22 protein-coding genes and 1 pseudogene are annotated in these 22,347 nt (G+C 60.1%); 12 read left to right on the plus strand and 11 right to left on the minus strand.

What is annotated here, in order from left to right; translation table 11 throughout:
- Window positions 1-372, plus strand: coding sequence for a type II toxin-antitoxin system HigA family antitoxin (locus tag RHP74_RS26255; protein WP_077749022.1), 372 nt, complete (start codon window positions 1-3; stop codon window positions 370-372).
- 76 nt (window positions 373-448) lie between these two features.
- Here the strand turns inward: RHP74_RS26255 and RHP74_RS26260 are convergent, their stop codons facing one another.
- Together RHP74_RS26260 and ddlA are read right to left on the minus strand one after the other, a co-directional pair.
- A complete protein-coding gene (locus RHP74_RS26260; protein ID WP_010458309.1) occupies window positions 449-793 on the minus strand; it encodes a gamma-glutamylcyclotransferase family protein in 345 nt (114 codons plus the stop codon).
- Between the two features lie 33 nt (window positions 794-826).
- Window positions 827-1,921, minus strand: coding sequence for a D-alanine--D-alanine ligase (gene ddlA / locus RHP74_RS26265; protein WP_010458310.1), 1,095 nt, complete (start codon window positions 1,919-1,921; stop codon window positions 827-829).
- A gap of 186 nt (window positions 1,922-2,107) precedes the next feature.
- Here ddlA and RHP74_RS26270 point away from each other — a divergent pair, with 186 nt between their 5' ends.
- Window positions 2,108-2,917, plus strand: coding sequence for an AraC family transcriptional regulator (locus RHP74_RS26270; RefSeq protein ID WP_311100563.1), 810 nt, complete (start codon window positions 2,108-2,110; stop codon window positions 2,915-2,917).
- A 76-nt stretch (window positions 2,918-2,993) separates the two neighbouring features.
- Window positions 2,994-3,362, plus strand: a complete 369-nt coding sequence (locus tag RHP74_RS26275; RefSeq protein WP_010458312.1) for a cupin domain-containing protein — start codon at window positions 2,994-2,996, stop codon at window positions 3,360-3,362.
- Between the two features lie 12 nt (window positions 3,363-3,374).
- Here the strand turns inward: RHP74_RS26275 and RHP74_RS26280 are convergent, their stop codons facing one another.
- The 4 genes and pseudogenes from RHP74_RS26280 to RHP74_RS26290 all read right to left on the minus strand — a co-directional run bounded on the left by RHP74_RS26280 (window position 3,375) and on the right by RHP74_RS26290 (window position 6,789).
- Window positions 3,375-3,974 carry a flavin reductase family protein gene (locus RHP74_RS26280; RefSeq protein ID WP_311096664.1) on the minus strand — a complete coding sequence of 200 codons (600 nt, stop codon included), beginning with the start codon at window positions 3,972-3,974 and terminating at the stop codon, window positions 3,375-3,377.
- Between the two features lie 56 nt (window positions 3,975-4,030).
- A complete protein-coding gene (locus tag RHP74_RS31500) occupies window positions 4,031-4,639 on the minus strand; it encodes a methyl-accepting chemotaxis protein (RefSeq protein ID WP_372242823.1) in 609 nt (202 codons plus the stop codon).
- Window positions 4,619-5,395: pseudogene (locus tag RHP74_RS31505) on the minus strand (PAS domain-containing protein); the annotation flags it as partial. The pseudogene RHP74_RS31505 and the gene RHP74_RS31500, both read right to left, overlap by 21 nt.
- An 80-nt stretch (window positions 5,396-5,475) precedes the next feature.
- A complete protein-coding gene (locus RHP74_RS26290) occupies window positions 5,476-6,789 on the minus strand; it encodes an MFS transporter (protein WP_311096665.1) in 1,314 nt (437 codons plus the stop codon).
- 201 nt (window positions 6,790-6,990) lie between these two features.
- Here RHP74_RS26290 and RHP74_RS26295 point away from each other — a divergent pair, with 201 nt between their 5' ends.
- Window positions 6,991-8,409 carry a short-chain fatty acid transporter gene (locus RHP74_RS26295; protein ID WP_010458328.1) on the plus strand — a complete coding sequence of 473 codons (1,419 nt, stop codon included), beginning with the start codon at window positions 6,991-6,993 and terminating at the stop codon, window positions 8,407-8,409.
- Window positions 8,410-8,444: 35 nt separating this feature from the next.
- Here RHP74_RS26295 and RHP74_RS26300 read toward each other — a convergent pair whose 3' ends face one another.
- Window positions 8,445-8,789: a DUF86 domain-containing protein gene (locus tag RHP74_RS26300; protein WP_010458329.1), complete on the minus strand. Its 345-nt coding sequence runs from the start codon at window positions 8,787-8,789 to the stop codon at window positions 8,445-8,447.
- Window positions 8,786-9,076 carry a nucleotidyltransferase family protein gene (locus RHP74_RS26305; RefSeq protein ID WP_010458330.1) on the minus strand — a complete coding sequence of 97 codons (291 nt, stop codon included), beginning with the start codon at window positions 9,074-9,076 and terminating at the stop codon, window positions 8,786-8,788. Before RHP74_RS26305 ends, RHP74_RS26300 begins: the two co-directional genes overlap by 4 nt.
- A 234-nt stretch (window positions 9,077-9,310) precedes the next feature.
- On the opposite strand from RHP74_RS26305, the gene RHP74_RS26310 reads away from it, so the two are divergent.
- The 4 genes from RHP74_RS26310 (at window position 9,311) to RHP74_RS26325 (ending at window position 14,689) form a co-directional block, all read left to right on the plus strand.
- On the plus strand, window positions 9,311-11,008 hold the full coding sequence (locus tag RHP74_RS26310) for a molecular chaperone HscC (protein WP_304818006.1): 1,698 nt from the start codon (window positions 9,311-9,313) through the stop codon (window positions 11,006-11,008).
- 11 nt (window positions 11,009-11,019) lie between these two features.
- Window positions 11,020-12,741 carry a J domain-containing protein gene (locus RHP74_RS26315; protein WP_311096666.1) on the plus strand — a complete coding sequence of 574 codons (1,722 nt, stop codon included), beginning with the start codon at window positions 11,020-11,022 and terminating at the stop codon, window positions 12,739-12,741.
- Window positions 12,742-12,814: 73 nt separating this feature from the next.
- The gene (locus tag RHP74_RS26320; protein WP_010458339.1) at window positions 12,815-13,987 is read left to right on the plus strand and encodes a hypothetical protein; all 1,173 of its coding nucleotides are present in this window, start codon (window positions 12,815-12,817) and stop codon (window positions 13,985-13,987) included.
- Window positions 13,988-14,164: 177 nt separating this feature from the next.
- Window positions 14,165-14,689, plus strand: coding sequence for an SET domain-containing protein-lysine N-methyltransferase (locus RHP74_RS26325; RefSeq protein WP_221107378.1), 525 nt, complete (start codon window positions 14,165-14,167; stop codon window positions 14,687-14,689).
- 6 nt (window positions 14,690-14,695) lie between these two features.
- Here the strand turns inward: RHP74_RS26325 and can are convergent, their stop codons facing one another.
- A complete protein-coding gene (gene can / locus RHP74_RS26330) occupies window positions 14,696-15,340 on the minus strand; it encodes a carbonate dehydratase (RefSeq protein ID WP_010458342.1) in 645 nt (214 codons plus the stop codon).
- 142 nt (window positions 15,341-15,482) lie between these two features.
- Here can and RHP74_RS26335 point away from each other — a divergent pair, with 142 nt between their 5' ends.
- Window positions 15,483-15,887, plus strand: coding sequence for a hypothetical protein (locus RHP74_RS26335; protein WP_010458344.1), 405 nt, complete (start codon window positions 15,483-15,485; stop codon window positions 15,885-15,887).
- A gap of 111 nt (window positions 15,888-15,998) precedes the next feature.
- On the opposite strand, the gene rimI is transcribed toward RHP74_RS26335, so the two are convergent.
- Complete coding sequence (rimI, locus tag RHP74_RS26340) at window positions 15,999-16,451, minus strand: ribosomal protein S18-alanine N-acetyltransferase (protein ID WP_008145534.1); 453 nt, start codon at window positions 16,449-16,451, stop codon at window positions 15,999-16,001.
- Complete coding sequence (locus tag RHP74_RS26345) at window positions 16,444-17,184, minus strand: energy transducer TonB (protein WP_304873572.1); 741 nt, start codon at window positions 17,182-17,184, stop codon at window positions 16,444-16,446. Before RHP74_RS26345 ends, rimI begins: the two co-directional genes overlap by 8 nt.
- A gap of 219 nt (window positions 17,185-17,403) precedes the next feature.
- Between RHP74_RS26345 and mksB the strand changes: the two genes are divergently transcribed.
- The 3 genes from mksB to mksF are packed head-to-tail and all read left to right on the plus strand — an operon-like array spanning window position 17,404 to window position 22,209.
- Window positions 17,404-18,681: an Mks condensin complex protein MksB gene (gene mksB / locus RHP74_RS26350; protein ID WP_010458351.1), complete on the plus strand. Its 1,278-nt coding sequence runs from the start codon at window positions 17,404-17,406 to the stop codon at window positions 18,679-18,681.
- Window positions 18,671-19,372 (plus strand): Mks condensin complex protein MksE, encoded by a 702-nt coding sequence (gene mksE, locus RHP74_RS26355; protein WP_077749032.1) that lies wholly within the window; start codon window positions 18,671-18,673, stop codon window positions 19,370-19,372. The genes mksB and mksE overlap by 11 nt, the downstream gene beginning before the upstream one ends.
- Window positions 19,369-22,209 carry an Mks condensin complex protein MksF gene (gene mksF, locus RHP74_RS26360; protein ID WP_010458353.1) on the plus strand — a complete coding sequence of 947 codons (2,841 nt, stop codon included), beginning with the start codon at window positions 19,369-19,371 and terminating at the stop codon, window positions 22,207-22,209. Before mksE ends, mksF begins: the two co-directional genes overlap by 4 nt.
- Window positions 22,210-22,347: the final 138 nt, after the last annotated feature.

The raw sequence follows: 22,347 nt of genomic DNA on the forward strand, positions 1-22,347 counted from the left end.
ATGAACATTCGTCCGATTCACACCGACGAGGACTACCGCGCAGCCCTCAAGACTGTATCTGCCCTTTTCGACAATGAGCCAGAGCCTGGCACGCCTGAAGGGGATTATTTCGACATCATGATCACACTGATCGAAGCTTATGAATCGAAGCAGTTTCCAGTTGATCTGCCCAATCCAATCGATGCGATAAAATTTCGCATGGAACAATCAGGTCTGTCCGCAGCGGACCTTGCGCCTGCCATTGGCCGGACAAACCGGGTTTACGAAGTGCTTAATGGCAAGCGTGCGTTGACGCTCCCGATGATATGGAAACTACATGATCTGTTCGGAATACCAGCAGAGAGCCTGATTAAACCTATGAAACAAGCTTGATCAAACGTCGGTCGAAGCGTACTGGCCGACGCTGAAAATCTCCCCTCCCCGGCTCATCGGATATCACGCAGGCACACTACACGCTCACGTACACCCACGCTTCAATCCCGGATTGAAGGACTACGCTGACACGCTTGTAATCCGATACCTCATAACTGTCGGCGGCGGCTAGTTCCTCGGGTGTGATCTGGAACACCATGCCGGGAATCGGGACGCTGCTATCGCTTCCCGGACGAAGAATCGGATGGTGAGTCTTGCCGCTGGTGGCCAACACCTCTGGGTCGGTGATTTCGACCCAGGACTGCTCGTACCCCAGCATCGCATCGGCACTGCCGCTGAGCTCGCGCCCGAAGTTGGCCAGTTGCACGACTTTGTCCTGCAAGGTGCCGTAGGAAAACAGGTACTCCGTTTTATCGCTCATCCATAAATCCTTGTTTGAATAGTCCCGAGTAGCTTATCGGGTGATCTTCAGCGCTTGCCGTGCCTTGTGCTTCTCCAGCGCCAGATCGATCAAGCGGCTGACCAGCTCGCTGTAAGTCATGCCGGTGGCTTGCCAGAGCTTGGGGTACATGCTGATTCGGGTGAAGCCGGGCAGCGAGTTGATTTCGTTGATCAGCACTTCGCCGCTGTCGGTCAGGAACACATCGACCCGCGCCAGCCCGGAACAGCCGAGCACCTGAAACGCCTCGACAGCCAAGGCGCGGATGCGCTCACTGGCCTCGCTGCTGATGTTGGCCGGCACCACGACCTCTGCCGCTTGAGCGTCGATGTATTTGCTGTCGTAGGAATAGAAGCCGCTGCGCACCACGATCTCGCCACAACCGCTGGCGATGGCATCCTCGTTGCCCAGCACCGCGCACTCGATCTCGCGACCGTTGACGGCGGATTCGATCAATACTTTTTCATCGAAACCCAGGGCCAGTTCCACTGCCGCCGTGTACTCGGCTTCGTCACTGACCTTGCTGACGCCCACGGACGACCCCTGGTTCGCCGGCTTCACGAACAGCGGCAGACCGAGTTTGGCCTGGACCTCGGCGAACCCGGTGCGCGCGGCGCTGGCACGAGTCAGGGTCACGAAGGGCGTGACTGCAATCCCGGCGTCACGCAACAGCCGCTTGCTGATGTCCTTGTCCATGCACACCGCCGAGCCGAGCACATCGGAGCCGACAAAGGGTAAATCCGCCATGCGCAACAGGCCTTGCAGGCAACCGTCTTCACCCAGCGTGCCGTGCACGATCGGGAAGATCACATCGACGTGGCCCAGCATTTCTTGACTCGAGGTTTCGACCAATTGCTGGCTGGCCTTGCCCGGCACCACGGCCAGTTCCCGGTTGGACTGGTTGAGGGCGATCAGGGCCGGATTTTCCTGGTTGAGCAGGAAGTTCGATGGATCATTGAGGTGCCAATGGCCTTGCTTGTCGATACCGATCAGCACCGGTTCGAAGCGCGACCGATCCAGCGCATCGACGATGTTTTTCGCCGATTGCAGCGATACTTCGTGCTCCGCCGAACGACCACCAAAAATAATCCCTACCCGCAGTTTGCTCATACCAGACACCTCGACGAACGATCAAACGCACCCGCGCCTCGATGGCTTACAGGGTGCAGAGAATGCTCGATACCTTGCTACATTTGTATGCGGTTTTCTACCAGCCCCATGGGTTTTGTCGGCCAGCAGACAGGTGGCCGGTCCCTGGGTTACCGTGATCGACATTGCGCTCAAGACAACGACACCATGGCCAAGCACACGTCTCCCATCGACTGGTTCCATCGCGCCCCCGACGTGGGCGGGGTTCAGCGTTTCGAGGCATTTTTTGCCGGCCACGGCTACGACCTTCACCGCCATGACACCTACGCAATCGGCCGGACCCTGGCCGGCGTGCAGAGTTTTCAATACCGCGGCGGCTGGCGCCACAGTCTGCCCGGCGGGACCCTGGTGCTGCACCCGGACGAAGTCCACGATGGCGAGGCTGGCACCGAGGCCGGCTTCAAGTACCGGATGATGTACATCGAGCCGGCGCTGATCCAGCAGATACTCGGCGGGCAACCGCTGCCGTTCATCAAGACCGGATTGTCGACCGACCCACGCCTGTTCGCCGCCACCGACGTGCTGCTGCGAAGCCTGGATTGCCCCCTCGATCCCTTGGAAGAGCAGGACGCGCTGTTCGATCTGGCGCAGGCATTGAGCACTGTCTCCGGCGCGCCCGGTAAACGCCAACGCTTCGACTACGTGGCGGCGGAGCGCGCGCGGGAGTTCATCCACAGCGCCCTGGATCGCACGGTGACACTGGAGGAACTGGCGCAGCACAGCGGTCGGGATCGCTGGAGTCTGTCGAGGGATTTCCGCCTGTTGTTTGGCACCAGCCCTTATCGATACCTGACCATGCGTCGCCTGGACCTGGTCCGCGCCCTGCTGATCCAGGGCCAGTCTCTGGTCAGTGCCGCACTGATCGCCGGTTTCACCGACCAGAGCCACATGACCCGGCAATTCAGCAAGGCATACGGCCTCTCACCGGCCCGCTGGATGAAAATGCACCGCCGCTGAGCGCGCACAATCGTACAAGAAGCCCGCTGCCGTGCTGACTATCGTGGCTTCACGATCAACCACGAGAGCTTTCTTCATGAACGCCTACCAAAGCCTGAACTTCGCTGAAAAAATCGCCCGGATCGACTCGCACTGGAGCCCTCGGGTCATCGCCGAGATGAACGACTACCAGTTCAAAGTGGTGAAACTGCTGGGGGATTTCATCTGGCACGATCACCTGGACACCGACGAGACCTTCATCGTGATCGAGGGGCAGCTGCGCATCGACTTTCGCGATGGCCACGTCCTGCTGAACGCGGGGGAAATGTACGTGGTGCCAAAGGGTGTCGAGCACAAACCCTCTGCCGCGCAGGAAGTGAAACTGCTGCTGATCGAGCCCAAGGGTGTGCTGAATACAGGCAGCGAAGGCGGCGAACGCACGGCGCAGAATGACGTCTGGGTGTAAAAGGCCGCCGGTTTACGGCTGCAGAGTCTTGCCGTCCACCGGCTCGCCGATCGTCAGGAAATGCCCGCCCGCCACATGATGCAGGGTGCGTAGCGCATCGTGTCCCTCGAAGTGCCAACGGCCTTCGCTGAACACGCGCTCATCGACCTGGGCGGCAATCACCTCGGCCAGGAACAGGTCGTATTGCTGATGGTTGTTGGGCTCCGGCAGCAGTCGGCACTCCAGCCAGGCGACGCAACCTTCAAGCATCGGCGCATCGATCAGCTCGCCACTGAACGTCTGCAGGCCGTAGATCTGAAACTTGTCCAGGCCCTGGCCCTGAGTCAGCTCCAGGCCCGACGTCGAGCCCACAGTCTGGGCGATATCGGCCTGGGCCGCGCAGGGAACGTTCAGCACGAAGGTGCCCGACGCTTCCAGCAGTTGGCGGGTCCAGGTGGACTTGTCCAGCACCACGGCGATTTTCGGCGGTTCGAAGTCCAAAGGCATGGCCCAGGCCGCGGCCATGATGTTGCGCTTGCCTTCATGCGCCGCGCTGACCAGCACGGTCGGCCCGTGATTGAGCAAGCGATAAGCCTTGGACAAGGGAACCGGACGGCGGTGAGAAACGCTCATGAGGGCTGCTCCTGGGGAAACGCCGATTGTAGCGATTTCCACCTGGAGGTCAGTTATCAAGTCGCCAGTTGATTGGCAAACTGCCCGACCGCGTTCACCACTTTCTGTGCGCCGTCCTGAATCTCGACGATCACCGTGCCCGCTTCCGCCGCCAGCGCCAGGCCTTGTTCAGCCTGAAGTTTGCCGTCGGTCATCAGGGCCACGGCATTGCGCGCCATGTCCTGGTTCTGGCGTACCACGCCAACGATTTCATCGGTGGCCTGGCTGGTACGGGACGCCAACTGCCGGACTTCATCCGCCACCACCGCAAAACCTCGCCCCTGTTCACCGGCGCGCGCCGCTTCGATGGCCGCGTTAAGCGCCAGCAGGTTGGTCTGTTCGGCAATGCCGCTGATGGTTTTGACGATGGTGCCAATCACCAGCGACTGCTCGTTCAACGCTTCGATGCCTTCGCCGGCGGTTTGCATGTGCCGGGCCAGGTCACGCATTACGTCCACCGCCTGAGTCACCACGGCGGTTCCACGCTGAGCGCTTTGATCGGTTTGCTGGGAGGTGCTGTAGGCAATGTTTGCCGCTTCGGCGACCGCCTGCTCCTGATTGACCTGATCGGTAATCACCGTGGCGAATTTCACCACTTTGTAGAGCGTGTTGTTGGCATCCACCACCGGGTTGTAGGACGCCTCCAGCCAGACCACACGACCGTGGTTGTCCACACGCTTGAAGCGGCCTGCCACGAATTCGCCGGCGTTCAGGCGGCGCCAGAAGTTCTGGTATTCCGCGCTGTTGTACTCTTCAGGCTCGCAGAACGTACGGTGATGTTTGCCCTTGATTTGCGCCAGGCTGTAACCCATGCCGCTGAGGAACCGCTCGTTGGCCGCCAACACGTTGCCATTGAGATCGAACTCGATGACCGCCGTCGAACGCACCAGCGCGCCGATCAGGTTCTCATGCTCGCGGGACGCCTCGATGGTGCGGGTCAGGTCGCTGGAATAAATCGAGAAGTGCTTGATCCGCCCCTCCGAGGACAACACGGGCTGCACAATCGAACGCAACCAGGCTTCCTTGCCATTGCCCCGCAGCAAACGCACGGCGCCGGCAAAGTGCTCGCGGCGGGTCAGCGCAGCCTTGAAGCGGAGGTGGAATTCGTCCGATTTCACATGGGGCGGGACGATGTCTTCAATGTGCCGGCCGATCAGGTCGCTGCTTTTGTAGAGCATCTCGCCGAGGAAATTCTGATTGACCGATTGAATCCGTCCATCAGGATCCAGGGTCAGGACCAGCATCTCGCTTTCCAGACTGTCCTTCACTTGCTGAAGGCTGGAGAGTTCTTCGCGAAGAGCCGACAGCTCCTGCTTCAAGCGTTTGTTGAACATGGAAAGCACCGATGGACAGGAATGGAAAGCGGCATGCAGCCTAGCCATCGGCCTTGCGGATATTTTCTGAAGAGCGTTTCAGGGTTGTCCTACAAAAATAGTTGCGGCACGCCTGAGTGACCTTGCGTTCATGCCGTGCCAGCGGCCGGGCAATGCTCAACCCGGGGCATCCGTGTGCCGAAATAAGCAGCGCTGCTCACGCCCACCGCGCCCATCACCGCACTGAAGATCACGCAAATCCACGGACTCCACGGCATCAGACCGATCAGCAACAACGGTGTGACACTCGCCCACGCTGCGTAGGCAATGTTGTAGGTGAAGGAAATCCCCGAGACGCGAATTCGCGCGGGAAACAGGCTGATCATCACCGACGGCACCGCGCCGACGACCCCGCAACCGAGTCCGGCAATCGCGTAGGCCAAGCCGATCCATTGGCCCCCGGTGATCAGGCACGTATAAAGCACGCCGATGCCCAGCGGCAGCAGCAGGCTATAGAGCATGACCGTGCGCCAGGCGCCGAAGCGATCGACGAGCAGCCCGGCGAGTACACAGCCGATGTTCAGGAACACAATGCCCAAGGCACTCAAGGCGAAGGTGTGGCTGGCGGTCATGCCGAAGGTTTTCTGCATCATGGTCGGGGTGATGACCACGAACACCACCACCGCCGACGTCAGTACGCAGGTGAGGAGCATCGCTGGCAATATCGCCAGGCGATGTTCGCGCAAGACCGTGCGCAGCGGCAGTTCGACAGCGGCCTCGCGCTTGGCCTGCATGGCCATGAACACCGGGGTTTCGCTGAGCCAGCGGCGTAGCCAGACGCCAATCACCCCAAACACGCCGCCCAGCAGGAACGGGTAACGCCAGGCGTAATCGAGGATTTCCGTCGGGGTGAACGCCTGCGCCAGAAAGGTCGCGGTCAGGGCGCCGATCAGGTAGCCAAAGGTCAGCCCGGCTTGCAAGAAGCCCAGGGCATAACCGCGATGCCCGGCGGGCGCGTGCTCGGCGACGAACACCCAGGCGCTCGGCACTTCACCGCCGACCGCAGCGCCCTGCAGGACCCGCAGGACCAACAGCAGCAGCGGTGCGAAATAGCCGATCTGGGCGTAGGTCGGCATGATGCCGATCAGCAGGCACGGCAGCGCCATCATCAGGATGCTCAGGCTGAAGACCTTCTTGCGCCCCAGCCGGTCGGCGAAATGCGCCATCAGAATGCCGCCCAATGGGCGCGCCAGATAACCCGTCACGAAAATCCCGAAGCTTTGCAGCAAGCGCAGCCACTCGGGCATTTCCGGTGGGAAAAACAGCTGACTGAGGGTCAGCGCGAAAAAGACGAAAATGATGAAATCGTAGATTTCCAGGGCGCCGCCAAGGGCCGCCAGGCCAAGGGTCTTGTAGTCCGAGCGGCTGAAGGGCGCCGGGCGCGAATCGGTATTGGCAGTCATGAAAAGAACTCTGGCACGGGCAAAAAACCAAGGCGCCCATGGTCTACGCAAACGCGCCCACCGACAACCCGTTAGACCAAAGTCTCAGCCTGGTTAATCTTCGTCACAAAATATGACTGATTGATTTACTGTTGGCACCTGTCCAGACGGGCCTTTGCCGCCCCAAAGACCACAATAAACATAAAAATTCGAGGTACTCCCGTGGCCGCTGATATCGAAGATACCCGCTCCGCACGCTTTGCCCTGCGCTGTTCAAGTTTTGCCGAACGCTGGTTCCCCGACTCGTGGGTATTTGCCGCGCTGGCGGTGATCATCGTGGCCGTGGCGACCCTGTTCATGGGCGCCAAACCCACTGACGCGGCCATGGCTTTCGGTGATGGGTTCTGGAGCCTGATCCCGTTCACCATGCAGATGGCGTTCGTGGTCATCGGCGGTTATGTGGTCGCCAGCTCCCCGCCCGCGGTGAAACTCATCGACCGCCTGGCCCGGATCCCGAAAAACGGCCGCTCGGCCGTGGCCTGGGTCGCGTTGATTTCCATGGTGGCGTCGCTGCTGAACTGGGGCCTGTCGCTGGTGTTCGGCGGTCTGCTGGTGCGCGCCCTCGCTCGCCGCACCGACCTGAAAATGGATTACCGCGCCGCCGGTGCTGCCGCGTATCTGGGCCTTGGCGCCGTGTGGGCCTTGGGCCTGTCGTCGTCCGCCGCGCAATTACAGGCCAACCCGGCCAGCCTGCCACCCTCGATTCTGTCGATCACCGGCGTCATTCCGTTCACCCAGACCATTTTTCTCTGGCAGTCCGGCGTCATGTTGCTGGCACTGATCGTGATTTCGCTGATCATCGCCTACGCCACCGCGCCGGGGCCGAAAACAGCCCGCGACGCCGAAGCCTGCGGCATCGACCCGAGCTTCAACCTGCCACCGCTGCAACCGCGCACCCGCCCCGGCGAATGGCTGGAGCACAGCCCGTTGCTGACGATTTTGCTGGTGCTGCTGGCCGCAGGATGGCTGTTCCACGAGTTTTCGACTAAACCGGCGATCAGCGCGATCTCGGGCCTGAACACTTACAACTTCCTGTTCATCATGCTCGGCGCGCTGCTGCACTGGCGCCCGCGCAGCTTCCTCGATGCCGTATCCCGAGCGGTGCCGACCACCACCGGCGTGCTAATCCAGTTTCCGCTCTACGGCTCGATCGCTGCGCTGATGACCACGGTCAAAGGTACTGACGCGCAGACCCTGGCCCACCACATCTCGACCTTCTTCGTCAGCATTGCGTCCCACGACACTTATGCGCTGCTGATGGGCGTTTACTCGGCGATTCTCGGTTTCTTCATTCCATCCGGCGGCGGCAAATGGATCATCGAAGCGCCTTATGTCATGCAGGTGGCCACCGACCTGAATTACCACCTGGGTTGGGCCGTGCAAATCTACAACGCGGCTGAAGCCCTGCCGAACCTGATCAACCCGTTCTACATGCTGCCGCTGCTGGGCGTGCTTGGGTTGAAGGCGCGGGACTTGATTGGCTTCTCGTTCGTGCAATTGCTGGTGCACACGCCGCTGGTGCTGTTTTTGCTGTGGGCGCTGGGGACGACGCTGACGTATACGCCGCCGGTGATGCCGTAAACGAAGTTGATTGCACCTGTGCAAAGCAGGTGCAATCAGATTTGATCGGAGGGTAAAACCTTCAACAACTCAGGCAAGGCCGTCTGAACGGTATCCCACACCACTTCGAGATTGATATCGAAATAGCCGTGAGCAATGCGGTTGCGCATACCTCGCATGCTGCGCCATGGCACTTGTGAATTTTCGCTCGCAAAATCCGCATAGCCATCCATTACTTTGGTGGCTGCTTCACCAATAATGATGAGGCTCATGATCACAGCTTGCTGGGTACGTTTGTCTTCGGAAAACTCTTCTTTACTCAAGCCTTCGACAAAAATCAGCGCATCGCTTGCGGCTTGCCGCATATGGTCAAGGTAATCTGCGAGACGGTTAACAGTCATACGGGACGAGCCTGTTCGAGTACCTGCTGACGAAACTTCAACGGAAGATCTCCCGGCGTCAGCAGATCAACACTGACCCCCAGCAAATCTTCGAGCTCGACTTGAAGCCCTCCGAGATCGAAAAGCGTGGCCCCTGGGAGAGCGTCCACCAGTAAATCAAGGTCACTCCCTTCTTTATCTGTCCCGAGTAACGCGGAACCAAATACACGAGGGTTGGACGTACGAAATCGACCGACGACCTCGCGGACGGCTGCTCGTTTTAGATCCAGTGCAGTAGAAGGTTTCATGGGTGACCTTTGCCAAGTCCAATACTGCGCCAGTCTAGCAGTGCTCGAGAACGGTAGACACTGCACCTCTTGTAACCCTCTGTCACATCCCACGCTTCCGGACCAAACCACGTCCCGCCGCAAATAATAGCTCAGTGCCACTACTTTCCTTTACCACCCCGCTGCTCCGGTAATATCCTTGCGCGAATATTATCTGTATCAGCTTTTTGCAGGCCGGAAAGGGAGTTCATCGCCATGATCGTAGGGATTGACCTGGGAACCACCAACAGCCTCGTTGCCGTCTGGCGCGGGGAGTCCAGCGAGTTGGTGCCCAATGCACTCGGCCAGTTCCTCACTCCCAGCGTGGTGGGTCTCGATGATCAGGGCCGGGTTCTGGTCGGCCAGGCTGCCCGCGAGCGCTTGCACACTCACCCGCGCCAGACCGCTTCGCTGTTCAAGCGGCACATGGGCAGCGCTACGGAAGTGCGTCTGGGAGACCGGTCATTCCGTCCCGAGGAGCTTTCGGCGCTGGTGCTCAAGAGCCTGAAGGAAGACGTCGAGCGGGCCTTCGGCGAAACCGTGCATGAAGCGGTGATCAGCGTGCCGGCCTACTTCAGCGATGCCCAGCGCAAGGCCACGCGCATTGCCGGTGAGCTGGCGGGTCTGAAGGTTGAAAAACTGATCAACGAGCCAACCGCTGCGGCGCTGGCATATGGGCTGCATCAACGGGACAAGGAAACTTCGTTCCTGGTGTTCGACCTCGGCGGCGGCACCTTCGACGTGTCGATCCTGGAGCTCTTCGACGGGGTCATGGAAGTGCGCGCCAGCGCGGGCGACAACTTCCTGGGTGGTGAAGATTTCGACAGCGTGCTGCTTGAGCATTTCCTTGAGCACCATCGCAACACCGACAACTTTCCTGACCGCAACAGCATCATCCAGCCTTTGCGTCGCGAGGCCGAGCGCGTGCGCAAAGCCCTGGGCCAGGACAGCAGCGCCGAATTCAGCCTGCGGGTCGACGGCCAGCAATGGACGCAAACCATCACCCAAGCGCAATTGGCCACGCTCTACACGCCGCTGCTCGAACGCCTGCGCACACCGATCGAGCGGGCCCTGAGAGACGCGCGGATTCGGGTCAGTGATCTCGACGAAATCCTGCTGGTAGGCGGTACGACGCGCATGCCGCTGGTGCGCAAACTGGCGGCCGGCCTGTTTGGGCGTTTCCCTTCGATCAGTCTCGATCCGGACGAAGTCGTGGCCCACGGTGCGGCGATCCAGGCTGCCTTGAAAGCACGCTCCGCCGCGCTGGAAGAAGTGGTGCTGACCGACGTCTGTTCTTACACATTGGGCATCGAGACTTCGACCCAAATCGGCCAGCAGTACGAAAGCGGGCATTACTTGCCGATCATCGAGCGCAACAGCATCGTGCCGGTGAGCCGGGTCAAGACGGTGTACACATTGCAAGATAACCAAGAGCACGTGCTGCTGAAGATCTTTCAGGGCGAAAGCCGCCTGGTCAAAGACAACGTGGCATTGGGCCAACTGGACATCAAAGTGCCGAAACGCAAGGCCGGCGAAGTCGCCCTCGACGTGCGTTTCACCTACGACAACAACGGTTTGCTCGAAGCCCAGGTGGTCATTCCCCTGACGGGCGACAAGCATTCGCTGGTCATCGAAAACAACCCCGGCGTGCTCACACCCGAAGAGATTCAGGAACGCCTGGAGGGCCTGGCGCTGTTGAAGATTCATCCGCGCGATCAGCAGGTCAATACGGTGTTGACCGCACGTCTTGAGCGTCTCTATCAGGAAAGTCTGGGGCAGATGCGTGAACAGATTGCTCATTGGGCCAAACAGTTTCAGCACGTGCTTGATTCGCAGGATGAACGGCGGATCCGTGAAGCGCGCAGTGAACTGACCCAGCAACTGGGCACGCTGGACAACGGTCTCTGGCACTGAGGAGCAGCAACATGGATTGCTGGTCTGTGCTGGAACTGCCCGAAGACGCTGATGCGCGCACCCTCAAGCGAAGCTATGCAAGGCTGCTGAAAACCTTCCGGCCCGATGAAGATCCCGAAGGCTTTCAGCGCTTGCGTGAAGCCTATGAGCAGGCGCTGGGTGTTGCGCAATGGCGAGCCGAATACGCCGCCGAAGAACATGAAGTCGCAACGGTCGACGTTGTCGAGAAGCCCAATCACACCGACCTCCAGGCAGGGTCCGATGTGCTCGGAGTGCGCCCGTTGAGCCTTCAAAATCCGCCTCCACTTCGGCCCTTGAACCTTGAAAGTCCGCCCCCTCTCCGCTCGCTGAACCTTGCACCGTCCACCCCCCAGCCCCTTCACGAACCGGTTGCAGCGCCGGACGAACTCGCGGCGCGCACCTTGCTCGACGGACTCTCCGAGCAGAATCTGTCCGAGCGCTGGGCCCAAGCGCAACAACAGCACTGCGCCAAAGCGTTTGAGCAGCGATTACTGGCGTTGTGCTTCGATCATCCGGGCTTGCGCAATTCGATTGCCGCCTGGGCGGTCCAGCACCTCGATTGGCTCGCGCCCTGGCAAAACGTCGAAATGACCGATTGGCAGCGAGACGCTCTCGCCAGCGGCTTGCTGCAGGATTATCGGCAGGTGTTGCAGGAGTTGCTCGAAGCCAGCAAGGAGCGGGAATTCCTGACACAGCTCAAAAGTTACACCGTACAACCCTGGCTGCAGGTGTTCGATCGACGTCAGGAGTGGCAGCGGATCCTCCTGCAATTGTTCAACGACACCGAATGGAGCCTGCCACTGTTCGATCGCGTCGGTCAGGTGTTTGGTTGGGACGATAAAAAAGGCATTCATCCTGAACCGATGTCGCTCTGGCAGGCACTGATTGAGCGCTGCAATCAGGAAAGCTTCTACGCAAGCCTGCAGGCCAAGGCCCAAGACAACCGGACCTGGGCCGCTGACGTTCAAGCCGCGCACTTGCTGATGAATCCGATGCAGCCTGGCCAACAGAAGAAAATGATCGACGGCTTTGGCCAGAACGAATGGCAGGCCTGTCATGACCTTGCGCAAACCCTCAAGTGGCGTTACCCGCAATTGCGCTTACGGTTGCCCCACGCCGATGTTTTTCACTGGCGACGTTTCCTGCCGCGCCCCATCGCCGACGAAACCTGGGTGCGTGTCTGGGCGGGCATCGCACTGGCGCTGTTTTTGTTTTATTTCCCGACCGAATACAAATCCAAAGGCTTCAGCATCAGCATCCCAATGATATTTATCCCGTTGGCATTCGCCTGCGTGCCGGTCTGGTTCTTCCGTTTCGCCATGAGCTGGTGGGTGCCGATCATCTCGCATGTCGTTGTCCAGGACCTGTGGCTGACCGAAGGCCTGGTCCCCCGCCACTGGAACCCGGATACCCGTTGGCTGGTGATGCGACACGGTGTTCCGCAAGCCGTCCTCACGTTGCTGTTCGGGCTTCTGTTGGGTTGGCCGGGCATGGCGACTTATGTCGGTTTCATGCTGATCGGTCTCTTGCACAAACGCCGTATCGGTCAGCTCGACCCTGAACTGGCCGCTCGGCGTCCTTGGCTGACAGCGCTGCATTGGGCGCACTTCAGTCCGTTGCAGTTGGTGTTTTTGCTGGTGATGGTCGGCGTCATCTTCGTGTGTCGGATGTATTTACCGGAATATCACCTGACTCATTTGATGTTCAGGTGAGCGATTGCCGGCCGATCTGCTTAAGTAACTATCGCCCGCGATCAACGCGGCCCACGCTGAAAAGGATCTGAGCATGTTCAAACTGACAGGACTTACCCTCGCGGCCCTTACCCTGAGCGCCGCCGCCCACGCCAATGTCGATCTGAAACTGGGCAGCACCGAACGCGTCACGCGGCTGTTCGCCTACCCCAACAACTGCAACGTCGTCTGCTTCCGCAACTGGACGCTTGAGCAAACCGTCGAGCACTACCTGACGCAAAGCGTACAGCGCGATGGCTACAGCACCGCGAAAGTGCGGGTCAAAACCGATAACGGTCAGCTCTACGCCGACATCAGCGGCGTGCCGAAGGGTTACGAAAAACCGTTGTCCGCGCTGCTCAATGCCGGTGATCTGGCCTACACGGGCGCCAAAAAGCTCAACGTTGATGGCAAGTGGGCTTACAGCTGGTATCTGTTCCTGCCACTGGGCATGGCCCTGGAAAACCGCAAGAGCGTCGAGCTGCTGCATTTCCCGCCGGATTACTCCCTGACACAGGCCCAGGATTACCTGCGCTCCGCCACCACGGATCGCTGGGCCACGCTGCTGACCGACAACGGTATCCCCGCCGATCAGACGCCGGGTTACCAGACCATCATTGATATCGCGCCGATTGCGGCGCCGGCCAGTGCAGGCAAGGATCTGGAAGGTGTCTACGACTACTTCAAGGACTACCAGACCACCATGGTCAAGGAAGTCAGCCAGAACGCCCGCGGTGCCACGTTGCCGATGGTCGCGTTTGGCGCACCGGTGCGTAACTGGATCAAGCAGCAATACGGGCCGACCGTGAATGTGCTGGGTCTGGCCACGATCAGCCCGAGCGCCGGGGTGAAGGTGCCGGTGCTGGGCTCCAACCACCCGAGCTACATCTGGTACGCCGCCAACCCAGAGAGCTACACCGGCGACGATGCTCAGGCCAAGGCCGATGCCGCGGGCCTGAAAGTCATGGGCCAGGATTTGAGCGCCGCCTGCTGGCAGGCCGGTATGGGCAGCAAACCCGGAACCGACCCGACCGCTCAGCTGAAAGGCTGCACACAGACATGGCAAGTGACCCAGAAAGAAAAAACCTGCGAGCTGTTCTACACCTCGATCCGTAACCTGACGCCTGAACAAGCCGTGGCCAAATGCGCGACGACGCCGATCCAGTCCGAGCTCAAACAGCTGCAAGCCCCGGCACCTGTGACTGCGGCTCCGGCGCCTGCGCTGTAAACGCCCTTGCACGTTTGCGTGTGAGCGAAGGCTTACGCGCAAAAGCGCACTTTCCTTCTGTCAGTTCTGACAGTAGACCCGTCGTTTCATTTGCGAGATCTTGAGGTAACCCCCTGTGTTGCAGGGCTGACAGGACGTCAGTTGGGAAGTCGCAACGCGCTGCCGACAAGGATCGTTATGAAACCTCATTCCCTGCACGGGCCCCTGGCGCAAGCTCCCGATGGATTCTATCCATTCCCGGAGCTACCGCCAGGCCTTGGATTTCCTTCCCGGGTCGATTTCGAGATTATCTACAACGCGAGTGGATTGGCCGCGGCCATCGTAGCCCTGCGCGAATTTCCACAGATCAGCCGAATCTGCCGCGTGTCGGGGCATCTCTTGCCTTTTCGCCATCGACATACCCGGCAACTGGCGCCTGGTATCCACGTCTACGACCCACACTTCAGCGGGCTGCTGAGGCACTCCTGCGACCCCAATGTCTTTCTCGACATGAGCGAAATGTGGTTGTGGGCACTGACGGATATTAATAAAGGCGACAACTTGACGATGGATTACGCCACGACCGAAGACAAACTGCTGCGCCAGTTCGCCTGTCAGTGCGGGTCCCCGGAGTGTCGAGGCTGGATCTGCGGCTACGATGAACAGCCGAACGCCGACGGCCAGTTGTATTTCCACCACTGGCGTCGGCGCAGTCTCTGTTGAACCGTTTTACAGCGTTTCGACCGGACGCAGTCGGTACTGCGGCGGCAATTGCTCAAAACCGCTGATGGTCGTGTTCAGGCTTTTCCACCGGCCATCCTTGATGCCGTAGATGCAACCATGGATCGACAGGTTCTGCCCGCGATGCCAGGCGTTTTGCACAATGCTGGTATGGCCGACGTTGGCCACTTGCTGGATCACGTTGAGCTCGCAGAGACGGTCGACCCGTTCTTCTTCGGTCGGCAACCCGGCCAGTTCTTCACGCTTCTCGTAATAGAGATCACGGATCGAGCGCAGCCAGCCGTCGATCAGGCCCAGCTGGCGATCCTGCATCGAAGCGCGCACACCGCCGCAGCCGTAGTGGCCCGTGACGAGGATGTGTTTGACCTTGAGCACGTCGACCGCGTACTGAATCACCGACAGGCAGTTGAGGTCAGTGTGCAGCACCACGTTGGCCACGTTGCGGTGGACGAACAGGTCGCCGGGCAGCATGCCGACGATCTCGTTGGCAGGCACCCGGGCGTCGGAACAGCCAATCCACAAGTATTCCGGCGTCTGTTGGCGAGCCAGCTTGGAGAAGAAGTCCGGATCTTCCTGTTTGATCGCCTCGGCCCAGCGTTCGTTGTTATCAATCAGATCTTGTAATTCGTTCATGCTGTAAAGCCTCAAGAATGATGCGCTGGTTTGACAGACAACCGCCCGTCGGGGTCACGCGCTTGATGCAAGTAATGCCGGGTGGAATTCTCAGGAGTTCAGCGGGTCCACCCTAGTAAGGCCCACAGTATGAGGAATTGCCATGACTGATTCACGACGTCCGTACGATGCGGTGCAGCCCGAGCCCATCGACGACAACGAAGACCGCATGGGTTCGATGCATGAACTGGATTTCGACGAGGAAGAACCAAGCGCGAAAATAGGCGACGAACTGCCGGAAACCGAGCGCGAACGGCTGATGCCTCGGGAACGTGTGCGTGAAGCGGGCATGACGGGGGCCTCGACCGATGACCATGAGTCTACAGATGATGACATGAGCCCGGAAACGTTGATCCGTGAAGACGGTGCGCGGGATGCCCATGAGGCCGGTGAAGGCAATCAGGCGGATTGGGATTTGAGTATTGTCGATGAAGACGATATTGGCGGGGGCAATGGGCTGGATGAGGCGGAGATGGCGCGGCGGGATCCGATGGACGGTAATCGTTGATCGTAGATGTCAGTCAGGACGCCTTCGCGGGCAAGCCTCGCTCCTACGGGATTAGTGGGTACGACACCAGTCCAGTAGGAGCGAAGCTTGCCCGCGAAGCTTCAAAAAGGCTCAGTCGACCAAAGTACAGGCCATGACCACGGCATCTTCCCGCCCACCCACCGCGGGGTAGTAATCCCGCCGCCGCCCAATCTCGTTAAACCCATAACGCTCATACAACTTGAACGCGCCACGGTTGCTGTCGCGCACTTCCAGAAAACATTCCCGCGCCTTGGCGTCATACGCCCGGGACATCAAATGCTCCAGCAGCGTCAAACCCAGCCCACGGCCCTGATTCTCGGGCTTGACGGTGATGTTGAGCAGATGCGCTTCATCCAGAATGATCTGCACCACGCCGTGACCGACCTGTTGCTGCCCTTCGAACATCAGCCAGATCTGGTACTTGCCCAGCCCATCCAGAAAAATCCCGCGGGTCCAGGGATGGCTGTACGCCGCATATTCGATTTTCAGTACAGCGTCCAGGTCCGCCTCGGTCATCGGGCGGAACGATACAGCGTCACTCATTTGATTCTTTCCAGCGCGCCATCAGCCGACGCATGGCTTGCCAGACATCAGCCTTACGCTGTGGCTCTTCCATTAATAATTCCAGGCCCGGCAGGGCCCAGACCGAGCCCAGGCCTTCGACCTGGAGTTCACGGTTGAAGGATTCGGCGTTCGCCTCACCGGCAAAACGCACCGCTGGCAGGCCGATCAGCCACACGCAAACGCACGGAGCGTCTTCCAGCCGGGCCGAGAGAAAACCTTGCACGAAGTCCCGAGCGGCTTCCGGCCCCTGATCCATGGTGCCCCGGGCCAACAGCGGCCAGCGCACCGGCTCGCCGATGATCTGCGGGCTGTCTGGCAGACCGGCGGCGCGCAGCATGTCTTTGAGCAGCAGATAGGCTGGATCGCGGGTCTGGAACGTTTCGCCTGTGGGTAACTCGACCAACAGCAGGCACCGACCAGCGCGCAGCAATTGCAGGGAAAAACGCGGTGGCGGCACTGGCACAGACTTGGCGACGACCGGCGCGGCGTCTTCTTCGACCTTGGCGTTCGTGCGGGTGCTGGCCAGCGATGGCCGCGGCACCTCGATCTTGACGCGCTCCGTCGGTGCCATCACCGGCGCAGCGGCGGGTGCTGGCGCGGAGGCAGGCACCACCGGCGCGACGACCAACGGCTCCGGCATCTCCATCAGCTCGGGACGCGATGGCGCGGCAAAGGGCAATTCAGTGCGCGGCAGCCAGTTGACCACCTGCATGGCAGTCAAATAGGCGCGGCGACGGGACTCGATTAGCAAAGGTCGGCCACTTGTGGATGACTAAAGTGCGCTGATTCTACCGCCCTTCGCTCAAGATCGCCCGCGCTTGATCGATACTCTTTCCCTTAGAAACAGCTACAGCCCGTCCCGAGAGTGAATCGCATCGGTCCCGATGCAGTACAATCGCGGCTTTTAATCGCCAACCAGCCGGCCATTCCGATGATCGAACCCAAGCGCGTCTTGCGCGCCCTCGCTGAACACTGGGCACTTCTGGAGCCACTGTGCGAGCACTTCGACCAAGGCACATTGAGCCTCAACGAACTGCGTTCACAGTTGGCCGCCCAGCAACTCGACAGTACGCCGCAGGACATCACCAGCCTGCTGGACGTGTGGATCCGCCTCGACATTCTGGTTCCCGTGGCAAAAAGCCCGAACCGTTTCGAGCTCAACGCGCAGATCCACGACTTCCTCGCATACCTGCGCCGTGAGCACCGTCTGGGCCTTTGCCTGGAAATCGAAGCGTATCTTCGCCACCTCGAACGTCTGGCCGGTTATATCCAGGACGCTTTCGACATTCGCGATGGCCACGATCTGGCGCGCCAATTGCGTTTGCTCGACATGCGCGTACGCGATGTATTGAAGAAACTCGCCAACGACGAACAGGCCCTGGTGGCCGTCGCCGAACGCGCCAAGACCAGCGACCGGCAGATCCCGCTGCGTCAGCGTTACGCCGAAGTACTGGCGACCTGGGACGAATACGTCGAGCCGATGATTCAGTTGGTGAACGCCGACGGCGCCTTCGAGCAAGGCGTGCGCAAGGTCGAGAACGTCCTGCTGCGCATGCTCACCGAGCAACAGCGCCTCGGTCACCTGGTCGACGACGACATGCTGCTGCGTACTCACGCACGCATCCTCGAAATGCAGACCAGCGCCCAACTGACCCTGCGCCACGCCCGCGAATTGCTGCTGCCGCTGCGTGAAGAAGCCCGTCGACACAACGCCGTGACCCGTGGCGCTGCGCTGGCCTTGTCAGCCATTCGTCGCAAAGGCATCGATGCGGTGCCGCAAGCGGCGATGCCGATGTTCACCCGCCCGCAAAGCACCTTCCTCGGCAGCGCCAGTCAGGTCGAAGCCTACGTTTATGCGCTGGCCCGATTCGAGCCGAAACCGGCGCGCTTCCCCAAGGCTCACAAAACGCAGAAAGGCGAAGCGCCGCGCGCGCCACGCACGGTTCGGGAAATGCTCGAACGCTGCGAAGACGCCCTGCCGATGCCGGACCTGATGACCTGGCTGCTGGAGCAGGAGCCGGACGGCGCCACCGACGAATTGCTTTACTGGTTCTCGCGCCTGTCGCGGGAAAAACGCTTCACACGCGAGCGTCTGGAACGCCGCGACTACCACACTCACGAGCACCAGGTCAGCCTGCGCTCCTTCGCCCTGCTCTCGGCCCGCGACACCGCCGCCGAGGATTCTGCGAGCACCCCACATGCATCTTGATCTATCCGAACTGTCCCAACTGGCGCCGATCTTTCGCGAGCTGTTCAAGGGCTACCACGTCAGCCGCCGCGACCCGGAGCTGTACGCGCAACTGTCGAACTTCCAGGACCAGTACCGCACGCTGTTCAGGGCGCTGGGCTATGAGTTGGTCTGCGACACCCGTGGTTTCTATTACTTCGTGCCGGACCTTGCGGCGGCAGCGGTGAACAAGACTGCGCAACGTCTGGCGCTGTTCACCTTCATCCTCGTCGAGCACTTGGCGGATCAGGGCCGTGACCCGGTCGCCGTGCTCGACGGTGGCAGCCTCGGCCGCGATGAATTGCCGTCCTTGCTGGAAAAATACCGCGACCTGTTCATCCAGGCTGAAGTGCAGACCGTGGAAGAACTCGAAGAAAAAATCATGCGCCGCATGACCCAGCTCGGTTTTGCCGGCGAAGAAAACGGCATCTACCGCTTCCTGCCGCCGATGCATCGTTTCCTCGACGTTTGCCTGTCGGTTCAACAAGACCGCGATCTGGCGGCCAGCCTGCACAGCGTCTTACCGCTGCCGGTTCCGGTGCTGATCGATGACGACAGCGACGAAAAACTGCTGCAAACCGATGATCCGCTCGATCTGAGTGACTTCGAAGAAGAAAGCGAAGAAGACGCCATGGCCCGCGCCATTGCAGAAGAACAGGAGACCGACGCATGAGCAAGGAACGCTACGGCATTCGCCGCTTTGCCCTTTTGAACACCGCCGGTTACAGCCTCGGCCTGTTCCCGCTGGAAGAACCGTTGTCGGTCTACGGCGCGAACAACCTCGGTAAATCCGCCTCGATCAACGCGTTGCAGTTTCCGATTCTGGCGCGCATGTCGGACATGAGTTTCGGCAAGTACAGCCTGGAACAATCCCGTCGTTTCTACTTCGCCTCGGACACCAGTTACATCCTGGTCGAAGTCTCGCTGCCCCACGGCCCGCACGTAATCGGCGTGGTCGGGCGCGGCCCGGGCGGTGGTTTCGGTCACCAGTTCTTTGCCTACGCCGGCAAACTGGACCTCGCGCACTATCAAAAGAACGACACCTGCCTGCGCCAGAAAGAGCTGTTCACCAACCTTGAGCGTGAGGGCCTGAAAGCTTATGAACTCAAGCCGGATGAGCTGCGTCGCTTGCTGGTCGGCGGTCATACATCAATCCCGCTGGACCTGACGCTGATCCCGCTGCGCTCCACGAGCGAGCAGAGCCTGAAGACGTTCCGCGCACTGTTCATCAACCTGCTGCACATGCGCGAAATCACCGCGGCCAAGCTCAAGCAGCTGTTCCTCGATGCGTTTGAACACAGTCTGCGTTCCGGCAGTGTCGATTACATTGCCGCGTGCGAAGAAGCGTTCCGCGATGTACGACGCATGGAGCAGGACTACAACTCGCTGGTCACCGCCGGCCCATTGGTTGAAGCCCTCGCCGCTGGCGTGACCCAGCGCAATATTCTGCGCGGCAAGTTGCACCGTATCTCTCCGCTGCTCGATTCATTGCTTGGCACTTGGTCGGATTACGCCAGTGCGCGCAAGGAAGAGCTGACGATTCAGGCCGAGCACTACCGCAACGAACAGGACGCGCTGCAAAACGATCAGCGTGGCGGCACTCAGGAGTTGATGCGCCTGGAGCGGGAAATAACCGGCATCCAGCGTTGGCTCGGAGAACTCTCGGCGTTGAAGAATCGCTTCGCGTTGGTCGATGACGTCAAAGTGCTGGAGCAGCAGTTGCTCGCGGCCAAGGACGCGCACGATGAACTGGCCGGTGCGCTGGCCCAGTCGCGGCAGTTCTCTGCCGAAGACCTCGAAGAACGTCTGCGGGACCTGGAAAAACGCCTGAAATCGGTGAAACAGCAACTCGATCACGCCGACAACAACAGCTACGCCCGTCTGCGCGAAGAGTTCTCGCAGCAGGACGTTGAGCGTTTGATGCGTCTGTTCAACAGCGCGCTGTTCAGCCTGCCGCTGGGTGAGCATGGCATTACGCTGGATGAGGACGGTCAGTGGGTCAAATCCCTGGAGCTGATCCTCGACGGCTTCAAAGGCGAGCGTTTCGAAGTACCAGGCCTGGCCATCGACATCTCGCACATTGAACCGCCAGCCCTGCAAGCCCTGGCCGACCGCGCGGCATTGCGCGATCAGAAAGACCGCCTGGAGAAAGAACTCAAGCAACTGAAAACCCAGGCTGCCGTGGTCGCCGACCGCGCAGCGAGCAAGACCCAGACCGAAGCGCTGTACCAGCAAGTGCTGGATGCGCAAAAAGCCCTGGAAGATTTCCGCCGTGCACAAACCCTGAGCGCCGAAGAAGGCGACAAGCTGGAGCAACTGGCGCAGATGGAAGCGGCGCAGGACGAATTGAAGCGTTCCAGCGATGCCTTCACCGAGCGCGTCCAGCAACTGTCCGCCAAGCTGCAACTGGTCGGCCGGCAGATCGGCGACATGGAAGCCAAGCAACGCACCCTAGACGACGCCCTGCGCCGCCGTCAGCTGTTGCCCGCAGACCTGCCGTTCGGTACGCCGTTCATGGACCCGATCGATGATTCCATGGACAACCTGCTGCCGCTGCTCAACGACTATCAGGACAGCTGGCAGGGTTTGCAGCGCAGCGATGGCCAGATCGAGGCGCTTTATGCGCAGGTTCGCCTCAAGGGCGTGGCCAAGTTCGACAGCGAAGACGATATGGAGCGTCGCCTGCAACTGCTGATCAACGCTTACGCGCACCGCACCGACGAAGCGCTGACCCTCGGCAAGGCGCGCCGTGCGGCGGTGACCGACATCGCACGGACCCTGCGCAACATCCGCAGCGACTACGACAGCCTTGAGCATCAACTGGCGCTGTTCAACCGCGAGATCAACAAACGTCAGGTCTCCAACCTGCAGAGCTTCCGCATCGTGCTCGCGCCGAACAAGGAGGCCCTCAAGCACATCGACCAGATCATCCACAGCGCCGGTCAGTACGAGGAAGGCGAAACCCTTTCGGTCTTCGACCTGAGCCAAAGCGCCGATCAGGACAACAAGAACGAAGAAGCCAAGGAATACCTGGCGCGTCTGGTGGCGGCTAACCACAATCAGCTCGGCCTCAAGGACTTGTTCGAACTGGCGTTCGAGATCACCAAGGTCAATGGTCAACCGGTTATCCACACTGACATCGATGGCGCGGCCTCCAACGGCACCACGATGACCATCAAGGCGCTGACCAACATGTACTTGTTGCTGCACTTGATGGACCGCGACCAGGCCGGTCGCGTGCGCCTGCCGTACTACCTCGACGAGGCGGCGGACATCGACGAGAAGAACCAGGCTGCGCTGCTGGAAACGAGTCTGCAACTTGGCTTCGTGCCGATCCTGGCGAGTGTGAAACCGCAGGTTTGCGCCAGTGTGGCGATCGACCTGGAAGGTGGCAGTGGGCCAAACGGGATCTACATCGATGAGGCGGACTGGAAGTACATCCGTCGTCATGATGAGGTGAAGGCTGTGGTCAGCGTTGAAGCAGATGAGCCGGAGCTGGACGCGGTTTGATTTGCGTTAATCGAAGGCATTAAAAAGGCCGCGATCCAATGGATCGCGGCCTTTTTTTGGGCATGTCTTTTTAGTGATTCAGTGTACTTGAGGGCCTCTTCGCGAGCAGGCTCGCTCCCACAGGGGGTTGGTGTCGAT

The sequence above is a fragment of the Pseudomonas sp. SG20052 genome, assembly GCF_031766055.1.
Classification (GTDB): Bacteria; Pseudomonadota; Gammaproteobacteria; order Pseudomonadales; family Pseudomonadaceae; genus Aquipseudomonas; species Aquipseudomonas mandelii.

What these genes read in the sequence shown, in the direction of transcription:
- RHP74_RS26255 (WP_077749022.1), top strand. Translation starts at nt 1, where the DNA reads ATGAACATTCGTCCGATTCACACCGACGAGGACTACCGCGCAGCCCTC.
- RHP74_RS26260 (WP_010458309.1), bottom strand. Translation starts at nt 793, where the DNA reads ATGAGCGATAAAACGGAGTACCTGTTTTCCTACGGCACCTTGCAGGAC.
- ddlA (WP_010458310.1), bottom strand. Translation starts at nt 1,921, where the DNA reads ATGAGCAAACTGCGGGTAGGGATTATTTTTGGTGGTCGTTCGGCGGAG.
- RHP74_RS26270 (WP_311100563.1), top strand. Translation starts at nt 2,108, where the DNA reads ATGGCCAAGCACACGTCTCCCATCGACTGGTTCCATCGCGCCCCCGAC.
- RHP74_RS26275 (WP_010458312.1), top strand. Translation starts at nt 2,994, where the DNA reads ATGAACGCCTACCAAAGCCTGAACTTCGCTGAAAAAATCGCCCGGATC.
- RHP74_RS26280 (WP_311096664.1), bottom strand. Translation starts at nt 3,974, where the DNA reads ATGAGCGTTTCTCACCGCCGTCCGGTTCCCTTGTCCAAGGCTTATCGC.
- RHP74_RS26290 (WP_311096665.1), bottom strand. Translation starts at nt 6,789, where the DNA reads ATGACTGCCAATACCGATTCGCGCCCGGCGCCCTTCAGCCGCTCGGAC.
- RHP74_RS26300 (WP_010458329.1), bottom strand. Translation starts at nt 8,789, where the DNA reads ATGACTGTTAACCGTCTCGCAGATTACCTTGACCATATGCGGCAAGCC.
- RHP74_RS26305 (WP_010458330.1), bottom strand. Translation starts at nt 9,076, where the DNA reads ATGAAACCTTCTACTGCACTGGATCTAAAACGAGCAGCCGTCCGCGAG.
- RHP74_RS26310 (WP_304818006.1), top strand. Translation starts at nt 9,311, where the DNA reads ATGATCGTAGGGATTGACCTGGGAACCACCAACAGCCTCGTTGCCGTC.
- RHP74_RS26315 (WP_311096666.1), top strand. Translation starts at nt 11,020, where the DNA reads ATGGATTGCTGGTCTGTGCTGGAACTGCCCGAAGACGCTGATGCGCGC.
- RHP74_RS26320 (WP_010458339.1), top strand. Translation starts at nt 12,815, where the DNA reads ATGTTCAAACTGACAGGACTTACCCTCGCGGCCCTTACCCTGAGCGCC.
- RHP74_RS26325 (WP_221107378.1), top strand. Translation starts at nt 14,165, where the DNA reads ATGAAACCTCATTCCCTGCACGGGCCCCTGGCGCAAGCTCCCGATGGA.
- can (WP_010458342.1), bottom strand. Translation starts at nt 15,340, where the DNA reads ATGAACGAATTACAAGATCTGATTGATAACAACGAACGCTGGGCCGAG.
- RHP74_RS26335 (WP_010458344.1), top strand. Translation starts at nt 15,483, where the DNA reads ATGACTGATTCACGACGTCCGTACGATGCGGTGCAGCCCGAGCCCATC.
- rimI (WP_008145534.1), bottom strand. Translation starts at nt 16,451, where the DNA reads ATGAGTGACGCTGTATCGTTCCGCCCGATGACCGAGGCGGACCTGGAC.
- RHP74_RS26345 (WP_304873572.1), bottom strand. Translation starts at nt 17,184, where the DNA reads ATGCAGGTGGTCAACTGGCTGCCGCGCACTGAATTGCCCTTTGCCGCG.
- mksB (WP_010458351.1), top strand. Translation starts at nt 17,404, where the DNA reads ATGATCGAACCCAAGCGCGTCTTGCGCGCCCTCGCTGAACACTGGGCA.
- mksE (WP_077749032.1), top strand. Translation starts at nt 18,671, where the DNA reads ATGCATCTTGATCTATCCGAACTGTCCCAACTGGCGCCGATCTTTCGC.
- mksF (WP_010458353.1), top strand. Translation starts at nt 19,369, where the DNA reads ATGAGCAAGGAACGCTACGGCATTCGCCGCTTTGCCCTTTTGAACACC.